Below are 18,294 nucleotides of genomic sequence, written 5' to 3' on the forward strand. Positions count from 1 at the left end.
GGAAAGTAATAGATTCTAAGTAAGTAATAAACTAGGCGGGATATATGCTTTTTCTGTGTTGTTTCAGGCAGTGCGCGAGGTAAACTCCCGCCTACGGCCGTGGTTAAATCATAGCAGTTTAAATTTGTGTAGGCGGGGCTTTATGCCGCGCGAATTTTTTTAAAGATATTTGGTTCCAGGAAAGTAATAGATTCTAGGTAAGTAATAAACTAGGCAGGATATATGCTTTTTCTGTGTTGTTTCAGGCAGTGCGCGAGGTAAACTCTCGCCTACGGCCATGGTTAAATCATAGCAGTTTAAATTTGTGTAGGCGGGGCTTTATGCCGCGCGAATTTTTTGGAAAAGATATTTGGTTCTAGGAAAGTAATAAATTCTAGGTAAGTAATAAACTAGGCGGGATATATGCTTTTTCTGTGTTGTTTCAGGCAGTGCGCGAGGTAAACTCTCGCCTACAGGCGTGGTTAAAATCACTGTTTAAATTTGTGTAGGTACGCTCTTAGACGAGCAGCCAGGTTGCGGTTCCTAAGAATGCGAATATGCCGACAATGTCTGTAACTGTTGTCAGTACTACGCTACCAGCAAGGGCGGGATCTATTTTCATTCTTTTCAAGATCAGTGGGATACTTGCACCTGCGATGCCCGCAGCAACTAGATTCATAAACATTGCAAATGCGAGTACGCCACCAAGTTTAAAGTCCCACTGCCAAATTGCGACTACACCTGCTATCAGAATTGACCAAACAATACCGTTAATCGCGCCAATAGCGAGTTCTTTCATAAGTAAAAAACGTTGGTTAGTTTGGTTTATATGACCAACGGCAATACCACGTATTACAAGTGTTAATGTTTGGCTACCCGCAACGCCACCCATTGAAGGCACTATGCCATTCAATACTGCAAGGATAGGTAGGATTGCTAAGGTGTTTTCAAAAAAGCTGGCAACAATAGCTGCCATAAGTGCTGTTAATAAGTTAACTCCCAGCCAAATAGAGCGTTTTTTAGAGCTTTTTAATACGGGAGCAAAGGTGTCTTCTTCATCATCAAGACCCGCCAAGCTTAACAGGCTATGCTCGGCGTCTTCGCGGATAACGTCAACGATATCATCGATTGTAATACGACCAAGTAGATGGTCGTTATCATCAACAACAGGTGCTGATATCCAGTTATGGCGCTCAAATAGTTGGGCTACTTCCGTTTCATCCATTGAAATAGGAATGGACTCACAATCTTCATCCATAAAATCACGAATGATCTTATCCGGCGAATTAGTCAATAATGTGGTTAGTGACATGGCACCTATAAAGCAGTTGTTTTTATCAACGACATAAAGGTCATCGGTGCCCTCTGGTAGTTCACCTCTTAAGCGTAAATAACGAAGTACCACGTCGATAGTGACATCTGGACGAATGGTCACGGTATCTGTATTCATCAGCGCACCAGCAGAGCGCTCTTGATATGAAAGAGCTTGCGTTGCGCGTTCTCTGTCTTGGCTATCCATTGCGCTAACAACGTCTTGATAAACTGTGTCAGGCAGGCTTCTTAGCACTTCACCTAAATCATCATGCCCCATGTCTTCAGTGGCCGCAGCAATATGCTCCGGTTCCATTTGGGCGATAATACCTAAACGAACATCTTCTGAGAGTTCTTCGAGTACGTCACCTTGAACATCAGGGTCAACTAGTTGCCATAGTTGGGTACGAGTTTTATGGGGGGATGACTCAAGCAGTAATGCGGTGTCACATGGAGCTGTTTTTGCCAACATACGCCTAACTTGAACAAACTGACCACTGTTAAGTGACTTAGTCACTTGTTTTAGTTGTTGTAGTGGGTAATCTTGTTCAAAAGCTTCAGGCATTGGCGTCCTTAAATAATTAATACACTTTTAGGGTAGGGTAGACTTCGATAATTAAGCAGGCTGATTGTTATAACCAACATGCTTATTCAGTTTATCGCAATTTGTAAAGCGATACTACGAGCTATTCTTGCTCGTTAAATTTCTGTGCAATAAGTTGCCCTATTGCCGCTAGTGCGGGTTCTGCATCGGGGCCTTCGCACACTACTTTTACTTCTTTTCCTTGGCTACTTTCAAGTAACATTAAGCCTAATACGCTATCTCCAGCGGCTTCTTTGTTATCTTGATGAAGCGTAATACTGGCATCGAACTGCACGGCTAGTTGCGCTAATACACTGGCTGCACGGGCGTGTAAACCAAGCTTATTTTCTATTAAAAATGTATCTTCTAAACGCATTGGTTTCTCTTCGTTTATTCTTGTTCGCGATGGCGAATTTTTACATTACTATGGCTCATTGCAAAGCTTTCGCCAATGGTTTGTGCTAAATACACTGAACGATGTTGTCCACCGGTACAGCCGATTGCAATTGTTAAGTAGCTACGATTATTGCGTTCAAGGTGTGGTAACCATGTTTGCATAAAAGTTTGAATTTGCCATGTGAATTTTTGCACTATGCTGTGACTCGCTAAATAATCTTTTACCGGTTGATCAAGCCCTGTTAGTGGCTTTAATTCAGGTTCCCAGTGTGGGTTTGGTAAAAAGCGCGCATCAAATACATAATCAGCTCCCTTAGGAATGCCATGCTTAAAACCAAATGACTCAAATGTAATGATCAGTTTTTTATCTTTTTTGCCTAAGATTTTTTCGCGAATTGATTCAGCCAGCTGGTGGACACTTAAATCGGTTGTATCAAGAATAAAGTCGGCGCGAGTGATAAGTACATCTAAGAGCACTTTTTCTTGTTTAATGGCTAAATCAAGTGGCAGTGAATCTAAAGAAAGTGGGTGTAAACGGCGTGTTTCAGAAAAGCGCTTAATGAGCGTTTGGTCGTCACTGTCTAGATAAAATAGAGTTGGGTTTGCAAACCCCGGAAGATACTCAAGAATATCATTAAACTCTTGCTGTTCTTTGGGTAAGTTACGCACATCAATACTGACGGCAATCTTATCGTAGTTATCAGATACACTACGTACTAACGACGGTAATAAGTTTACAGGGATATTATCAACACAATAATAGCCAAGGTCTTCTAATACACGCAAAGCGACAGATTTACCTGACCCTGAGCGCCCACTGATGATAATTAATTCCATGTAAACTCTCCTTCTTTTAACTACGACTGTTCAACAATGACTTGATATAGATCTTGGTCTGTTTTTGCGCTACGTATTTGTTTACAAAACTCTTTGTCGTTGAGTTTATCAGCAATTGTAGCCAACGTCTTTAAATGAAGTTCACTGTCACCATCAGGTACGATGAGTGCAACAAAAATATCGACGGGGCGATTATCAATGGCATCAAAATTGATTGGTTGTTCGCTTACTAAAATTAAAGCGAGTGGTTCTTGTGCGCCACTCATACGACCATGCGGGATCGCGATACCACGGCCAATACCTGTACTACCTAATTTTTCTCTATTTAATAGAGCACTCAATATGTCTTGTTGTGATAAGTGAGGAAGCCGTTCATGAGCCAATTGGCTGATAAATTCGAGGATACGTTTTTTGCTATTAAAAAGGACCGCAGCTTTACTGCAGTCCTGACAAGTAAGTGAACTTAGTTTCATAGTGTTAGTGTCGAGCGTGCTTCTCTTTGTGTTTGATAACTTGACGGTCGAGTTTATCGATGAGCCCGTCAATCGCGGCATACATGTCCTGGTGCTGCGTTGAGGCAAATAGCTCTGCGCCACTGACATGTAATGTTGCTTCTGCTTTTTGGTTGAGCTTTTCTACGTCAAGAATAACATGGACATTGTTGATGTGATCAAAATGCCTCTCAAGCTTCGCAAACTTATTGTTTACATAGTCTCTTAATGAATCAGTAATTTCTACGTGACGACCAGTTAAATTTAGTTGCATAAGCATTTTCCTTCTTGTGGTTTTACGCCTTAAATCAAGCTTTTACGTTGATTTGACGGTGGAATAGCTAGCGATTCACGGTACTTTGCTATTGTTCGTCTAGCTACTTTGATACCTTGCTCTGCCAATATATCTGCAATTTTACTATCACTCAATGGTTTAGCTGAGTTTTCTGCTGCAATCAATTTTTTTATGAGTGCACGAATTGCTGTCGATGAGCATTCTCCGCCATTTTCGGTACTGACATGGCTTGAGAAAAAATACTTTAACTCAAAAATACCACGTGGTGTATGCATGTACTTCTGGGTTGTTACCCGGGAGATTGTTGATTCATGCATTTCAACCATTTCAGCAACATCGTTTAATACCATAGGTCGCATAGCCTCGGGGCCATGCTCAAAAAAACCTTGCTGCTGTTTAACAATGCAGTTAGTTACTTTGAGTAATGTGTCATTACGACTTTCTAGGCTTTTTATAAACCATTTAGCTTCTTGTAAATGAGAGCGAATAAATTGGCTGTCAGTGCTCGATTTTACTGAGCGCGACATCGCCGCATATTGGCTGTTAACTCTAATTTTTGGCATGCTATCTGGGTTGAGCTCTACCACCCAGCGGCCTTTAATTTTTTTCACTGACACGTCGGGAATAACGTACTCTGACTCTTCTCGAACTATGGTATCCGCAGGCTTTGGATTAAGGCTGTGGATGAGTGTCATTACTTCTTTTAGTTCATCTTCCTTTAGCTTAGTCTTTTTCATCAAAGTACGATAGTCGCGACTAGCTAATAAATCGATATGATCAGTTAAAATCATTTTTGTTTCGGCAATCCAAGGCGTTGCAGGATCAAATTGATTTAGCTGAATACATAAACATTCAGGTAGGCTGCGTGCAGCAATACCGACCGGATCAAATAACTGAATACGCTTTAATACCGCTTGAACTTCATCAAGTTCAATTTCTTCTTCGTTATTACCTTTGTTTAGGCTTTCAGCAATGTCTTCACAGCTTAGTGTAAGAATACCTGAGTCATCAACCGCTTCGACAATGGCTATCGCGATAGCTTCGTCAGTCGGACTAAAATGAGTCAGCTGTAGTTGCCACATAAGGTGATCGTGGAGGGTTTCAGATGAAGCGCCTTGATAAATAGATTCATCTTCAGGCATTGGCCCTGATGAAGAGCTTGGTGCGGCGCTCATGTATTCATCCCATGTAACATCCATCGCCATTTCGTCGCTTACGGTATCTTTTGCTAGCGCTTCACTGCTTTCTTGTTCGTATTCACTTGGCGTGTCATCAGCTGAGGCACTGACAGTTTGATCATCAGTATCTTGTTTTTGTTCGTTCTTACCACCTGATTCATCACCAAAGTCATTTTCATCGACCTCAAGTAATGGATTGCTATCTAGTGCTTCTTGGATCTCTTGTTGAAGATCTAATGTGCTCAACTGTAACAAACGAATAGCTTGTTGTAGCTGTGGTGTCATTGTAAGTTGCTGGCCCATGCGCAGCTGGAGTGATTGCCTCATGTATCTCTAACAATCCTTTTATTGTTGTCATAATTAAGTCTAGCAGAACCTTAGCCGGGCGTGGCTTTATAGCCTAAATTGCTCACCCAAATAAACGTCGCGGACTGTTTGGTCGGCAAGTACATGCTCAGGAGTGCCTGATGCAATTAACTCCCCATGAGAAACTATGTAGGCTTTTTCACAAACATCAAGGGTTTCTCGTACATTGTGGTCGGTAATAAGTACGCCTATCCCACGGTTTTTAAGATGTTCAATAATCTTCTTTATATCTAACACCGAAATAGGATCAACGCCAGCAAAAGGCTCATCTAATAGGATAAATTTAGGGTTTGCGGCTAAAGCGCGAGCAATTTCAACGCGACGGCGTTCACCACCAGATAATGCCATACCTTGACTATCGCGGATGTGCTGAATGCTAAATTCATCAAGTAAGCCATCAAGCGCTTCTTCACGAGCTTGTTTATTTAGCTCTTTACGGGTTTCGAGTATCGCCATCAGGTTTTGGTAAACGGTCAGTTTGCGAAATATCGAAGATTCTTGCGGTAAATAGCCAATCCCTAAACGTGCACGGCTGTGCATTGGTAATAAGGTGATGTCGTTATCATCTATGCTTATTTTACCTTTGTCGCTTGGCACTAATCCTACAATCATGTAAAAAGTGGTGGTTTTGCCTGCGCCATTAGGGCCAAGTAAGCCAACAATGCTACCAGCGCTGACTTCTAAGCCTACATTTTTTACGACTTGGCGGCCTTTATAACTTTTTGCTAAAAACTCAGCTTTTAATGTGCTCATGGCTGACCTTTTTCGTTATCTTTTTTAGTGTTTACTGGGACTAATATTGTATGCACTCGTTCGTCTGAATTTTCATCTTTTTCAGCGCTAATTAATTGTTGGTCCATGTCGTATGTAATACTTTTGGCATTAATCTTTTGACCTGCTTGAGTGACTTGGGCGTTACCGATTAAAGTTAAATAGCGTTTATCAACATCGTAACGAACCTCATTGGCGCTGGCGCTCATAATTGTGCCATCTGTTTGTTTTTCTTCAAAGTATGCAGGGCTTCCAGTGGCAACAAGCAGCTGCTTATTATCACCTAAATCTTCACGTTTGTGCACTTCTAGGTGATCAGCTGTGATACGACGATTACCATGGATTATCTCTACGTTTTTTTCAAAAATACCGACATTTTTTTTCAGCTGTGCAAGCTGTTTATCAGCGCTTATCGATACTTGGTCTGCAAGTGGAAGAGTACCTTCAGCAAAGCTTGAAAGGGCAATGAACAAGCTAGGTATTACAAGTAAGTGAGCAAATTTATTGGTCATAATATATGGTTCGCGTATGGTTAATAAGTTCTACGACTTCGGCTTTTAAGTCGGCTCTAAGGCCGCGTCCGGTGGTCTTTAAATTTGGTCCGATTAATTCAACAGGCTGTTCTGAACTCATGGTTTGTTGTTCAATATCAACCAAGATGTTATCGGCATTAATATGCTTAATCATTGCGTTGTTTGTGAGATTTTTAGCAACAACATTGCCTTCTAAAATCAACTGGTTATTTTCATATAATGTGGCTTCTTGCGCATTGATTTGCCACGTTTGCTGTTGATTATATAAAGTAAAAATAGGCTTTTCAAAGTAAGTAAATCCTAACTGCTGATAAAGTTCCATTTTTGCTGCGGTTACTTTGTGGCTAATTTTACCTTGTTCATCAAATGCGGTTTGCTTTAATTCGACCGCGGTATAATCAGGTTTTGCTATCACATCTTCTTGATTTTTTACCGTGGTCGTTGTTTGGCTAAAGTACGGGAGCCACAACCACGCCATAAAACCTATAAATAATACGCTTAATATTAAACGCGCACTATTCATGAGCTAGTCCCTTCACTGGTCAATGATTTTCCATTAACTAGCATTAATAAGTCGGTTAGCTCGCGTACTGCACCAAAGCCACCGGGTAGCATTGTTGTGTAATGTGATAGTCGCTTAATTAGCGGGTGTGCGTCATTTACAGCAACTGCAAAGCCAACCAGTTCCATGACCGGTAAATCAGGACCGTCATCGCCGATATAGGCAATTTGTTCGTCACTTAACTGGAGTTTATCTTTTAGCTCTTGATAAGCGTGCAACTTGTTTTCTTGGCCTTGGTAGATATGCGGTACAGTTAGGCTAGTCATTCGTTGCTGAACTATCTGTGAATGACGGCCTGTGATCACGGCTACTTCAAAACCACTATTGATAAGCGCTTTGATACCAAAACCGTCTTTAGTATTGAAGGCTTTTAGCTCTTCACCTTGGTTACCAAGATAAATACGGCCATCAGAGAATACCCCGTCAATATCACAAATAAGTAATTTAACTTTTTTGGCGCGGGTTTGCGCATCGTCTGAAAGTGGTTGGTATAAGTCTGCAAATTGCATTATAAAACTCCTGCTTTTAGCAAATCTTGCATGTTAAGTGCGCCAATAGGGTGGTGATTTTCATCAATGACAATTAAGCCATTAATGCGTTTATTCTCCATGATATTAAGCGCCTCGGCTGCTAGCATATCGGCTGTAGCTGTTGTGCAAGAACGGGTCATTACGTGACTAATTAAAGTACTGTGAATATCAATTCGTTGCTCTAAAATTCGGCGCAAATCACCATCTGTGAACAAGCCAGCAAGTTGACCCGAATTATCAACTATAGCGGTCATGCCCAAGCCTTTAGCCGACATTTCAATTAACGCGTCTTTAATACATTGCGTGTCTTTGATGATAGGCGTTGTATTGCCAGAATGCATAATATCTTTTAAGCACAGCAATAAGCGTTTGCCTAAACTTCCACCAGGGTGTGATAGTGCAAAGTCGTCAGCAGTAAAGCCTCGCGTTTCAAGTAGGGCAACTGCCATTGCATCCCCCATAGCAAGCGTGGCTGTTGTGCTTGCTGTTGGGGCAAGGCCAAGCGGGCATGCTTCTTGGCTTACTTTAACGCATACGTGAACATCAGCCCATGTAGCCATTGATGAGTCAGGATTGCCGGTCATTGCGATCATTTTTGCACCAAGGCGCTTTATGACCGGGATAATGTTTAATACTTCACTGGTTTCACCTGAATTAGAGATAAGAATAACCACGTCATCACGTGTGATCATACCTAAATCGCCGTGGCTTGCCTCTCCTGGATGCACAAAAAAAGCAGGGGTACCTGTGCTGGCTAACGTTGCCGCTATTTTATTACCAATATGGCCAGATTTACCCATGCCTACGACAATAATCCGACCGCTGCATTGATACATTAGTTGGCAGGCTTGATTAAAATTATGATCAAGGTATTGAGCAATATCAGCAAGGGCTTGACGTTCTATTTCAAGGACTCGTTTACCTTGTTCAATAAAATTTAACTGCGTCATTGTGTTATCCATTTTATGAGGTGTATTAAGCAACTTGGCTGAAAATATAACCTTGGTATACTAAAAATGAGACCAGTAATATGCCACCTTCTACTCGAGTAATACGTCGTGACCCTCTAAAACTCAAGGACATGGCAATTAATGCGATGGTTGCACCAATCATTATTAATGCATCGCGGTTTGCTGCCGAAGGGTCAATGATCGATGGGTTTATAATACCAGCCAGTGGCAATACGGCTAATATGTTAAATAAGTTTGAACCAACGATATTACCTAAAGCTAAGTCATCTTCTTTTTTAAGGACACCAGCAATACATGCTGCAAGTTCTGGCAAGCTTGTACCAATGGCAATAATTGTTAGACCGATAACTAAGTCACTCAAACCAAAGTACTGTGCTATGTCAACGGCTGAACCAACTAAAAAATGCGAACTGATTGGCAGTAATATCATGCCAATGACTAACCAAAAAAGCGCCGACTTAGTTGTTACATTGTCTGGCACATCTTCACATGCTTCGCTTACAAACGGGTCATCTGCTTCGTTTTTTGCTCGAATAGATACAAGGATAAGACCGGCAATAAAAACAACAAAGCCAATAACTAGCGCAATACCTTCAAAAAATGAAAAATAGTTATCAGAAAAAATGTACCAAGCGGCAATTGATACTAACAACACAAGGGGCATTTCACGTTTTAAAGTCGTTGAAGAAACAGATAAAGGTCTGAATAATGCTGTAATACCAAGTACTAAAAGAATATTGGTGATATTTGACCCTACAGCATTACCCACTGCAGTGTCAGTTTTACCCGCGAGTGCAGCAGAGGCCGACACCATCATTTCAGGTGCGGATGAGCCCATTGCAACAACCGTTAAACCGATAATTAAAGTAGGGATCCCTAAGTTTTTAGCTAATGCAGCAGCACCGTAAACAAAGCGATCAGCACTCCAAACCAGAGCTGCAAAACCAAGAATTAAAATGACAAATGAAGTCACCATTATATTACGCCAATTATTCAAAATGAGATGGCTGCAAATAGTAACAAAAGCCAACCTGAAAGTATAAATAAAAGAATCAGGTCAACTTGTTAGATTTGCCTTTAAAAGTAACGTAGTAAGGAGGTATTTAGAGGTGAATATGTAAGCGAGGTTACTTTTACATTAAATATTACAAAATTTTACGATTTGTTTTTTCCATCTTGGTGGAAAAACCCTTAAAATAGCAAAACTAGGAAAATAGTAATGGAGAGCGACTTGTCGCAACCAATAGTAGAAATCAAGGATGTGAGCTTTTCACGGGGCAACAGAAGCATATATAAAAATATGAGTTTCAGTGTTCCAAAAGGCAAAATAACGGCGATTATGGGCCCTAGCGGCATTGGTAAAACGACGATGCTACGTTTGATTGGCGGTCAGTTGAAACCAGATAATGGCACTATTTTGTTTGAAGGCGATAATATCCCGACCATGTCGCGTAAAGAGCTTTATGCTGCGCGAACCAAAATGAGCATGTTATTTCAAAGTGGAGCATTGTTTACCGATATGTCCGTGTTTGACAATATCGCGTTTCCACTACGAGAACATACCCGCTTAAGTGAAGATTTAATTCGCCTTGTTGTATTAATGAAGTTGCAAGCTGTGGGCTTGCGTGGCGCACAAGATCTTATGCCTTCAGAATTATCAGGTGGTATGGCACGCCGAGCAGCGCTGGCACGTTCAATTGCGCTTGATCCTGAGTTGATAATGTATGACGAGCCATTTGCAGGGCAAGATCCAATCTCAATGGGAGTATTGGTGAAATTGATTAAGTCGTTAAACCAGGTGTTAGGTTTGTCATCGTTGATAGTGACTCATGACGTTACTGAAGTGATGAGCATTGCTGACCACGTGATCATTATCGCTGATCAAGGCGTAATAGGGTGTGGCACGCCTGATGAAATGCGTAATCATGAATCACCGTTAGTGCAACAGTTTTTAAAAGGCTTGTCAGATGGTCCAGTGCCATTTCATTTTCCTGCTCAACCATACGATGAAGAGTTACTCGGAGTGCATAGCTGATGTTTGATTTACTTCAAAAGCTAGGCCATAAAGCTTTAGGTCGTTTTGCGGCGTTAGGGCGTTCAACGCAAATGTTAGTTGGTGCCTTGTGGAATATACCTAACTTTAGAAAAGGTACCCCGCTATTAATTCGTCAGTTATACATGATAGGTTCGCAGTCACTGCTGATTATTATGGTGTCAGGGCTGTTTATAGGTATGGTGCTTGCGCTGCAAGGTTATACGGTTTTGGTGGGCTACGGTGCAGAAGATAGCTTGGGCCCGTTAGTGGCATTGAGCTTATTACGAGAATTAGGCCCGGTAGTGACCGCATTATTATTTGCTGGGCGCGCAGGTAGTGCATTAACCGCCGAAATAGGGTTGATGAAAGCGACAGAGCAATTATCGAGCCTTGAAATGATGGCAATTGATCCGCTTAAACGTATTATTGCGCCGCGTTTTTGGGCTGGCTTTATCAGCATGCCATTACTGGCATTAATTTTCTCTGCGGTAGCAATAATTGGTGCGCATCTTGTTGGTGTTGATTGGCTAGGCGTAGATACCGGTAGCTTTTGGTCAATTATGCAATCTCAAGTGTCGTTCCAACAAGATATTTTAAATGGCATGATAAAAAGTTTTGTATTTGCCATCGTCGTTACTTGGATAGCACTTTATAAAGGATATGACTGCACACCGACTTCAGAGGGGATCAGTAAAGCAACGACAGAAACGGTTGTGCACTCATCTTTGGCTGTTTTAGGGTTTGATTTTATTTTGACTGCGGTAATGTTTACCAACTAATAAAGGTATAAATAATGAATTCACGGAAATTAGAAATTTTAGTTGGCTTTTTTGTAGCGTTAGGAATTGCTGCATTTGCCATGTTGGCATTAAAGGTCGCAAACGCAGGGATCAGCGGTAGCGGTGAAACCTATCAGTTAAAAGCTAAATTTGAAAATATTGGCTCATTAAAAGCACGTGCGCCAATCAAGGTCGGTGGTGTTGTTATTGGCCGTGTTGAAGCTATCTCGGTTCATCCTCAGGAGTTTTTACCTGTGGTAGATATGACAATAGATGCCCTATATCAGTGTCGCTTTTCAGATACCAGTTCGGTTTCTATTTTAACGTCAGGTATTTTAGGCGAGCAGTATTTAGGTATTAACCCAGTGATAGCGCCTAAATCTGCAGAGCAGCGCTGTATGGGTCAGGAAGTAACCAGTAACGATCAAGATTTAGGATTAGATGAATTATTTGGTGTGGAAAGTAAGGCACTAAATGATGGTGATTACATCACTGATACTAAGTCTGCATTAGTGCTTGAAGAGTTAATTGGGCAGTTTTTATTCAATCAAGGTGGCGAGTAATTTATTATGTTTAAAAAGTTTTTAATGGTTTTAGCGTTGACCGTCAGCGCCGTTAGTGTAGCCAGTGATGCAGTTGATTTGAAAGACCCATATAAAATGGTCCGCCAAGTATCTGATAACACTTTTCAGCGTATTACGCGCGATCAGGCTTTAATTAAACAAGACAACGAGCACCTGCGTGTGATTGTTAGTGAAGAGCTTATGCCTTATATAGATTACAAGTATGCGGCATTACGTGTACTAGGCAGTCATGTATCAAAAGTGCGTGCAATTAAAGATCCAGCAGAGCAAAAGCAAGCAGTTGAAGACATTAAACGTTTTATTGATGTTTTTCAGCAGTATTTAGTAGCGACTTATGCGGGGGTTTTTACTCAATACACTAATCAGCAAGTTGAGTTTGGCCAAAGTAAGGCGTTTGCAGGACAAGACGTCGTATTAGTTAAAACTAAAATTGTTGAGCCGGGTAAGCCAGAAATCAAAATAGATTTCAAAGTACGTGAAGATCGAAGTGGTGAATGGCGTGCTTATGATATGGTTGCTGAAGGTATTAGCTTACTAGATGCCAAGCAAAGCGAATTTCAAGGTATCTTGCGCCAGCAAGGTATTGAGCATGTAAGTAACTTACTAGAGCAAAAAAGCACATTACCAGTGCAGTTTAGAGGTGAAGGTGGTGATGAGTAAAGTCACCGTCACTAAACTCAGTGATGCGCAGTTTCGGGTCAGTGGAGAATTGACCCGAAATTCAATTTCAGCTGAACCACTTGTTAATAAACACTCACAAAGTAACCATAAAACATGGTATTTTGACCTTTCTGAGGTATCTAGGGTTGACACGGCGGGCTTAGCTTGGTTAATTCACTCTTTCGCAGAATTAAAGCAACAAGGCATACGCCTTGAATTGCAAAATATCCCTGAACAATTGCAAAAATTAATGCAGTTGGGGCAGGTCACAAACCTATTTGAGTGAGAGTTATGGAAACTAGCCAAGTTGAAACTTTATTGCGCGACGAACTGCAATTAGCCGAAGTACATGTTAAAGCCAACGGTAGTCATTATGAAGTGATTGCTGTAGGTGAATGTTTTGACGGGTTAAGCCGTGTAAAAAAACAACAGCTAGTTTATGGCCCGTTAATGAATACGATTTCTGACGGCACGATCCATGCGGTATCGATTCGGGCTTTTACCCCGACAGAGTGGAAGCGCGAACAAAAATTCATTTTACCTCAATAAAAAGGTTTCCTCATGGATCAATTTGTAATTCAGGGTGGAACCGGGCTTGCCGGTGAAGTCACTATTTCAGGCGCTAAAAATGCAGCTTTACCTATTTTATTTGCTGCATTGTTAGCACAGGGTAAAAGCACATTTAACAATGTCCCTCGCTTACGTGATATCGGCACTACTGAAGCACTATTAAAAACGCTTGGCGCAGAAATACAATGGCATGGCGATCAGCTTATAATTGATGGTGGCAAAGTTGATAAAACACTTGCCCCTTATGAGCTTGTTAAACAAATGCGTGCATCAGTGCTTGCACTTGGACCTTTGGTTGCTCGTTTTGGTCAAGCGCAAGTATCATTGCCTGGTGGTTGCGCTATTGGTGCGCGCCCAGTTGATATTCATATTCAAGGTTTAGAGCGCATGGGCGCGACGATTAACGTTGAAAATGGTTATATCAATGCCACCGTTGATGGGCGACTCAAAGGCGCTGAAATTTATATGGAAATGGTTAGCGTCGGAGCCACTGAAAACTTATTAATGGCGGCAACGCTTGCTGATGGTAAAACAGTATTAGAGAATGCGGCTCGTGAACCTGAGATTGTTGATTTAGCTACTTGCTTAACTGCAATGGGTGCAAAAATCACCGGAGCAGGCACTAGTCGTATAGAAGTTGAAGGTGTCGAAAAGCTAAGTGGGTGTGAGCACCGCATTTTACCTGATCGCATTGAAACCGGTACGTTTTTGGTTGCCGCAGCGATGGCTGGCGGCGAAGTGTTATGTAAGTTAACAGATTTTCATAGCCTTGAGCCAGTCATTGAAAAATTACGCGCCGCTAATGCATTAGTTGAAGTTCATAGCGATAGCATTTATTTAGATATGCGTGGCCGCGAGTTAAAAGCAGTTAATATCAAAACCATGCCTCATCCGGGTTTTCCAACTGATATGCAAGCCCAGTTTACCGCGTTAAATGTGGTTGCAAATGGCAGCGCAACAATCACAGAAACGATTTTTGAAAACCGCTTTATGCATGTCCCTGAACTGCAACGTATGGGCGCTAATATTCGCTTAGAAGGTAACACTGCAATTTGTGGCGACACTAAAAGCTTGAGCGGCGCACAGGTAATGGCAACTGACTTACGTGCATCTGCAAGCTTAATTTTGACCGGTATTGTTGCGCAAGGTGAAACGGTTGTTGACCGTATTTATCATGTAGATCGTGGTTATCAGCGTATCGAAGATAAGCTGAGTGCGTTGGGTGCAAATATTAAACGTAGAAGTAGTTAAATGGTTCTAGGTCCTAGGGTCCTAGGACCCTAGGTTTTTATAACTTGGTTTCTAGCTCTGCAACTGTCAGCATTACTTTTTGAATTTTTCCGTCACGATAAAGCTCAAACTCAATTTTTTCACCGGGTTCTGAGTTTCCTATGGTACTCAATGTTTGTTGTGGGTTAGATACGCTCACCCCCGCAATTTTAATAACAATATCTTGCTCTTTGATGCCCGCTTGCCATGCTGGACCTAACGGGTCTAAATTAGTAATACGCAGCCCTGAAACCGGTGTAAAGTTATCACTTACTTCTTTGCCAGTCGTATCTACGGCAGTACCCGTAAAGCCTAAGTAACCTCTAACAACACGACCATGGCGGATCAGTTTATCCATAACTTCTTTCGCCAATGAATAAGGCACAGCAAAGAAAATACCCTGAATATCTAAATTCTCACGGGTTTTAAATTGTGCGGAAGTAATGCCTACCAAGTCGCCATTAGAATTAACCAGTGCACCACCTGAATTACCGACATTAATCGCAGCATCCATTTGTAGCAGGTTATTATAGGGACTATCGGTGATTTTTTGCTTACCTGTAGCACTTATAATCCCTTGGGTAATTGTTTGGCCAAGGTTTAATGGGTTACCTATTGCGAGCACTACATCACCAACGCGGGGCGAGAATCGCTCACTGATTGGAATAACAGGCAAATGCTCTACATTAATTTTTAATAGCGCTAAATCAGTAATGGTATCAAAGCCAATTAACTGCACATCAAAAAAGCGTCGGCCATCGGTTAAAATTACAATAATTTGATCAGCATTATTAATGACATGATAGTTCGTTAAAATGTACCCGTCACTAGACATTATTACCCCTGAACCTAACTCCCTTACGGTATTTTGGCGCTTATAACGAGGTTGGCTAGAAATGCTTTCTGAAAAGATAGTGACAACAGAAGGTGCAGCACGTTGCACTGCATCAGCAAAGCTAAGATGTTGTGCACTCATTGCGCTGGGCAAGGGGACGTTAGGTAGTAGTGACGCTCGCATGTTAGGGCTAAAAAACACCACTAAAAACGCAATCCCAAGGCCTGCAAAAAGTGGTGGAAGGACAAACTTAAAGAATTTCAGCACGGTTTTCTTATTATTAGTGGGCATTCCCTTTATGATGGCACAAAAAAAATAACAGCGGCAAGTGCCACTGTTATTTTTTATGTTATTAAATGTGTTTATTGCTTACTGAATGAGTACAAATACAGATTCGCGGCCTCGTTTTACGCCAAGCACAATATTTCCCTTGGTGTTTTCGATGATTTTGTTCATATCACGAATCGATTCGACGCGTTGACGATTCACTTGCATAATAATGTCGCCTTCCTCAAGTCCCACTCTTGCTGATGGAGAACGAGGATCGACAGATGTTAATTCAATTCCTTTAGCGCCATTTTTCTGTACGCTTTCGAGAGTTGCACCTTGGAATGCAGGATGTAGTTCATCACCAGCGGCTGTTAGACCTGCTGCACCATCAAGAGTTACTTTTATCGTTTTGATTTTACCATCGCGATAAATTCCCAATTTAACTTTTTTACCTTCGCCCAGAGTCGCAATTTTACTGCGTAGCTCATGGAAGCCACTTATATCTGTGCCATCTATACTAACAATTACATCACCTGCTTGGATCCCTGCTTTACTTGCAGCTGAATCATCAGTGACCTTCATAACATAAGCACCTTGTTTTACATCTAGCTTTTGCGCTTTGGCAAGGCCTGCATCGAGAGGGCGGCCAGATATACCTAATGAGCCTCTACGTACTTCGCCATGTTCAACAATTTGATCGACGAGGTTTTTCATCATATTGGAAGGAATTGCAAAGCCAATCCCTACATTACCACCAGATGCGCCTAAAATAGCGGTATTAATACCAATCAACTCGCCATTTAAGTTAACCAATGCGCCACCGGAATTACCTTGGTTTATAGCTGCATCAGTTTGAATGAAGTCTTCGTAACCTTCTATATTTAAGCCGCTGCGGCCAAGAGCGCTAACGATTCCTGATGTTACCGTATGACTCAAGCCAAATGGGTTACCAATCGCCACCGCAAAGTCACCAACGCGAAGTTGATCAGAGTTAGCAAGTTTCACTTCGATTAAGTCTTCAGCGTCTATTTGTAAAAGGGCGATATCGGATTCTTTATCGCTGCCAATTTTCTTCGCTTCATATTCGCGGCCATCTTCAAGCGTAACAAGCATGGTTTGCGCATCTTGTACTACATGGTTGTTTGTAACAACGTAACCTTCTTTGGCGTCAATAATTACACCGGAGCCTAAACCGCTAAATTGGCGCTTTTGGCTGCGCGGTTGTGGATTGCCAAAAAAGAAGTCGAGCGGGTCACCGCGACGGCGCACTTCTTTTGAACCAGAAACTTGGATACTGACAACACCAGGCGTTATTTGTTCTAGCATGGGCGCTAAAGTTGGTAATTGTTGACCATTTACTGCGATAGGCATTTTAGCCACTGAGATTGCAGGGGTTAATAACAAGCTGGCAGATACCATAGCTGCACTGATTAACGATAATTTCATTTTCATAGTCAGGGTTTACTCCACTTTACAGAAAAAGCACACACAAAAAAGGCTGCAAATGCAGCCTTTTATCAATGTTGTATCTAATGCACTGGAAAATATATTTCAGTGTCTTTAGGTATGCATATAAAACATAAGCTGCTCTATCTACAGACTATGGGGTCAAATAAAAGTTCATCAAGACACTTTAGAATATTTGAAATTACTAGGGCGTGTTGACCTTTGTGGATTGAAATTTGTTCAATCTAGGGGCGATTTAATCGCGGCGCGAGGTTTGTAACCTAGCGGGCTAAGTAAAAACCGAGCAACAAAGAGTCAATCGCCCCTAGGAAGAACCCTTTGGGCAGCGCATGTTTGGCATTTATACTGCGTTATCGCTTATTTATGGGGAACAACCACACTGCATAGGCGCTGCCTTGTCTAAATACCAAACATACTGCTGCAAAATCAATCACGAAAGGTCAACGCGCCCTAAGACGCTTTCGCTGATTCAGGCTCTTTATTCTCGCCTGCAAATAACCCTGACTCACCTGATACATAGTCAGCTGGTTGTGCATGAGCAGATGAGCGATCGCTCTGACGCTCTTTTAATGAGCGTTGTAATTGTTCTGTGGTTTCTTTAGAGAAAAATGGTTCAGCAGGGTGCTGCTTTTTATCATTAACGAGTAATTTGTTTGTTTCTTCAACGTGATCAAGTAGCTGATCATAATTGTCTTTCATCTTATTAACGAGCTTACCTGTACTTGCTAAATGATCGGCAACATCTTGACGATATTGCTCTAGTGCATTTTTTGCCTGTTCAGCCTGTTGTTCTAGCTCATCTTGTTTAAATTGCTTTTTAGTTACAAATGCGCCGAGGAAAAACGCCGCAACTGCCACAATAATAATAATGCCGATCCAAGTAACTGTACCCATAAATTCTACCCCTTTGGGAAAATAACTAAAATTACGCATAAAGCGTATATTCAAAAATAATTTCTGCTGCGGATAATATACCCCGAGTTACGATGCGTGTTAATATATTGCGCAAATTAAACCGTGTT

General features: G+C 41.6%; 22 protein-coding genes. 7 read left to right on the forward strand and 15 right to left on the reverse strand.

Annotation, left to right across the window (positions count from 1 at the left end):
- Window positions 1-496 precede the first annotated feature (496 nt).
- The 12 genes from mgtE to HJP15_RS14670 all read right to left on the reverse strand — a co-directional run bounded on the left by mgtE (window position 497) and on the right by HJP15_RS14670 (window position 9,779).
- On the reverse strand, window positions 497-1,855 hold the full coding sequence (gene mgtE / locus HJP15_RS14615) for a magnesium transporter (protein WP_054204417.1): 1,359 nt from the start codon (window positions 1,853-1,855) through the stop codon (window positions 497-499).
- Between the two features lie 121 nt (window positions 1,856-1,976).
- Window positions 1,977-2,249 (reverse strand): HPr family phosphocarrier protein, encoded by a 273-nt coding sequence (locus HJP15_RS14620; protein WP_054204416.1) that lies wholly within the window; start codon window positions 2,247-2,249, stop codon window positions 1,977-1,979.
- Between the two features lie 14 nt (window positions 2,250-2,263).
- The gene (rapZ, locus tag HJP15_RS14625; protein WP_054204415.1) at window positions 2,264-3,106 is read right to left on the reverse strand and encodes an RNase adapter RapZ; all 843 of its coding nucleotides are present in this window, start codon (window positions 3,104-3,106) and stop codon (window positions 2,264-2,266) included.
- 20 nt (window positions 3,107-3,126) lie between these two features.
- On the reverse strand, window positions 3,127-3,579 hold the full coding sequence (locus tag HJP15_RS14630) for a PTS sugar transporter subunit IIA (protein ID WP_054204414.1): 453 nt from the start codon (window positions 3,577-3,579) through the stop codon (window positions 3,127-3,129).
- A gap of 4 nt (window positions 3,580-3,583) precedes the next feature.
- Window positions 3,584-3,871, reverse strand: a complete 288-nt coding sequence (hpf, locus tag HJP15_RS14635) for a ribosome hibernation promoting factor (protein WP_054204413.1) — start codon at window positions 3,869-3,871, stop codon at window positions 3,584-3,586.
- 29 nt (window positions 3,872-3,900) lie between these two features.
- Window positions 3,901-5,397 carry an RNA polymerase factor sigma-54 gene (locus tag HJP15_RS14640; RefSeq protein WP_054204412.1) on the reverse strand — a complete coding sequence of 499 codons (1,497 nt, stop codon included), beginning with the start codon at window positions 5,395-5,397 and terminating at the stop codon, window positions 3,901-3,903.
- A gap of 66 nt (window positions 5,398-5,463) precedes the next feature.
- Window positions 5,464-6,189, reverse strand: a complete 726-nt coding sequence (gene lptB, locus HJP15_RS14645; RefSeq protein WP_054204411.1) for an LPS export ABC transporter ATP-binding protein — start codon at window positions 6,187-6,189, stop codon at window positions 5,464-5,466.
- Window positions 6,186-6,719 (reverse strand): lipopolysaccharide transport periplasmic protein LptA, encoded by a 534-nt coding sequence (lptA, locus tag HJP15_RS14650; RefSeq protein ID WP_054452733.1) that lies wholly within the window; start codon window positions 6,717-6,719, stop codon window positions 6,186-6,188. The genes lptB and lptA overlap by 4 nt, the downstream gene beginning before the upstream one ends.
- Window positions 6,709-7,263: an LPS export ABC transporter periplasmic protein LptC gene (gene lptC, locus HJP15_RS14655; RefSeq protein ID WP_054204409.1), complete on the reverse strand. Its 555-nt coding sequence runs from the start codon at window positions 7,261-7,263 to the stop codon at window positions 6,709-6,711. Before lptC ends, lptA begins: the two co-directional genes overlap by 11 nt.
- Window positions 7,260-7,811: a 3-deoxy-manno-octulosonate-8-phosphatase KdsC gene (kdsC, locus tag HJP15_RS14660; protein WP_054452732.1), complete on the reverse strand. Its 552-nt coding sequence runs from the start codon at window positions 7,809-7,811 to the stop codon at window positions 7,260-7,262. The genes lptC and kdsC overlap by 4 nt, the downstream gene beginning before the upstream one ends.
- Complete coding sequence (locus HJP15_RS14665) at window positions 7,811-8,782, reverse strand: KpsF/GutQ family sugar-phosphate isomerase (RefSeq protein WP_170174061.1); 972 nt, start codon at window positions 8,780-8,782, stop codon at window positions 7,811-7,813. The genes kdsC and HJP15_RS14665 overlap by 1 nt, the downstream gene beginning before the upstream one ends.
- A gap of 25 nt (window positions 8,783-8,807) precedes the next feature.
- A complete protein-coding gene (locus tag HJP15_RS14670) occupies window positions 8,808-9,779 on the reverse strand; it encodes a calcium/sodium antiporter (RefSeq protein WP_170174062.1) in 972 nt (323 codons plus the stop codon).
- Between the two features lie 243 nt (window positions 9,780-10,022).
- Between HJP15_RS14670 and mlaF the strand changes: the two genes are divergently transcribed.
- From mlaF to murA, 7 genes are read left to right on the forward strand one after another with little or no spacing between them, the layout of a single operon-like run.
- A complete protein-coding gene (gene mlaF, locus HJP15_RS14675; protein ID WP_054204405.1) occupies window positions 10,023-10,838 on the forward strand; it encodes a phospholipid ABC transporter ATP-binding protein MlaF in 816 nt (271 codons plus the stop codon).
- A complete protein-coding gene (mlaE, locus tag HJP15_RS14680; protein ID WP_169328072.1) occupies window positions 10,838-11,617 on the forward strand; it encodes a lipid asymmetry maintenance ABC transporter permease subunit MlaE in 780 nt (259 codons plus the stop codon). Before mlaF ends, mlaE begins: the two co-directional genes overlap by 1 nt.
- A 14-nt stretch (window positions 11,618-11,631) precedes the next feature.
- Window positions 11,632-12,180, forward strand: coding sequence for an outer membrane lipid asymmetry maintenance protein MlaD (mlaD, locus tag HJP15_RS14685; RefSeq protein ID WP_054204403.1), 549 nt, complete (start codon window positions 11,632-11,634; stop codon window positions 12,178-12,180).
- Between the two features lie 6 nt (window positions 12,181-12,186).
- Window positions 12,187-12,861 (forward strand): MlaC/ttg2D family ABC transporter substrate-binding protein, encoded by a 675-nt coding sequence (locus HJP15_RS14690; RefSeq protein WP_054204402.1) that lies wholly within the window; start codon window positions 12,187-12,189, stop codon window positions 12,859-12,861.
- Window positions 12,854-13,147 (forward strand): STAS domain-containing protein, encoded by a 294-nt coding sequence (locus HJP15_RS14695; RefSeq protein WP_054204401.1) that lies wholly within the window; start codon window positions 12,854-12,856, stop codon window positions 13,145-13,147. Before HJP15_RS14690 ends, HJP15_RS14695 begins: the two co-directional genes overlap by 8 nt.
- A 5-nt stretch (window positions 13,148-13,152) precedes the next feature.
- The gene (locus HJP15_RS14700) at window positions 13,153-13,410 is read left to right on the forward strand and encodes a BolA family protein (RefSeq protein WP_007378312.1); all 258 of its coding nucleotides are present in this window, start codon (window positions 13,153-13,155) and stop codon (window positions 13,408-13,410) included.
- A gap of 12 nt (window positions 13,411-13,422) precedes the next feature.
- Window positions 13,423-14,682 carry a UDP-N-acetylglucosamine 1-carboxyvinyltransferase gene (gene murA / locus HJP15_RS14705; protein ID WP_054204400.1) on the forward strand — a complete coding sequence of 420 codons (1,260 nt, stop codon included), beginning with the start codon at window positions 13,423-13,425 and terminating at the stop codon, window positions 14,680-14,682.
- A gap of 37 nt (window positions 14,683-14,719) precedes the next feature.
- On the opposite strand, the gene HJP15_RS14710 is transcribed toward murA, so the two are convergent.
- The 3 genes from HJP15_RS14710 to HJP15_RS14720 all read right to left on the reverse strand — a co-directional run bounded on the left by HJP15_RS14710 (window position 14,720) and on the right by HJP15_RS14720 (window position 18,166).
- The gene (locus tag HJP15_RS14710) at window positions 14,720-15,802 is read right to left on the reverse strand and encodes a trypsin-like peptidase domain-containing protein (protein ID WP_054204553.1); all 1,083 of its coding nucleotides are present in this window, start codon (window positions 15,800-15,802) and stop codon (window positions 14,720-14,722) included.
- A gap of 102 nt (window positions 15,803-15,904) precedes the next feature.
- Window positions 15,905-17,257, reverse strand: a complete 1,353-nt coding sequence (locus tag HJP15_RS14715) for a DegQ family serine endoprotease (protein WP_054204399.1) — start codon at window positions 17,255-17,257, stop codon at window positions 15,905-15,907.
- 465 nt (window positions 17,258-17,722) lie between these two features.
- Window positions 17,723-18,166 (reverse strand): Z-ring associated ZapG family protein, encoded by a 444-nt coding sequence (locus HJP15_RS14720; protein WP_054204398.1) that lies wholly within the window; start codon window positions 18,164-18,166, stop codon window positions 17,723-17,725.
- Window positions 18,167-18,294: the final 128 nt, after the last annotated feature.

The organism is Pseudoalteromonas sp. NEC-BIFX-2020_002, assembly GCF_013002825.1.
In the GTDB taxonomy this organism is placed as follows: domain Bacteria; phylum Pseudomonadota; class Gammaproteobacteria; order Enterobacterales; family Alteromonadaceae; genus Pseudoalteromonas; species Pseudoalteromonas neustonica.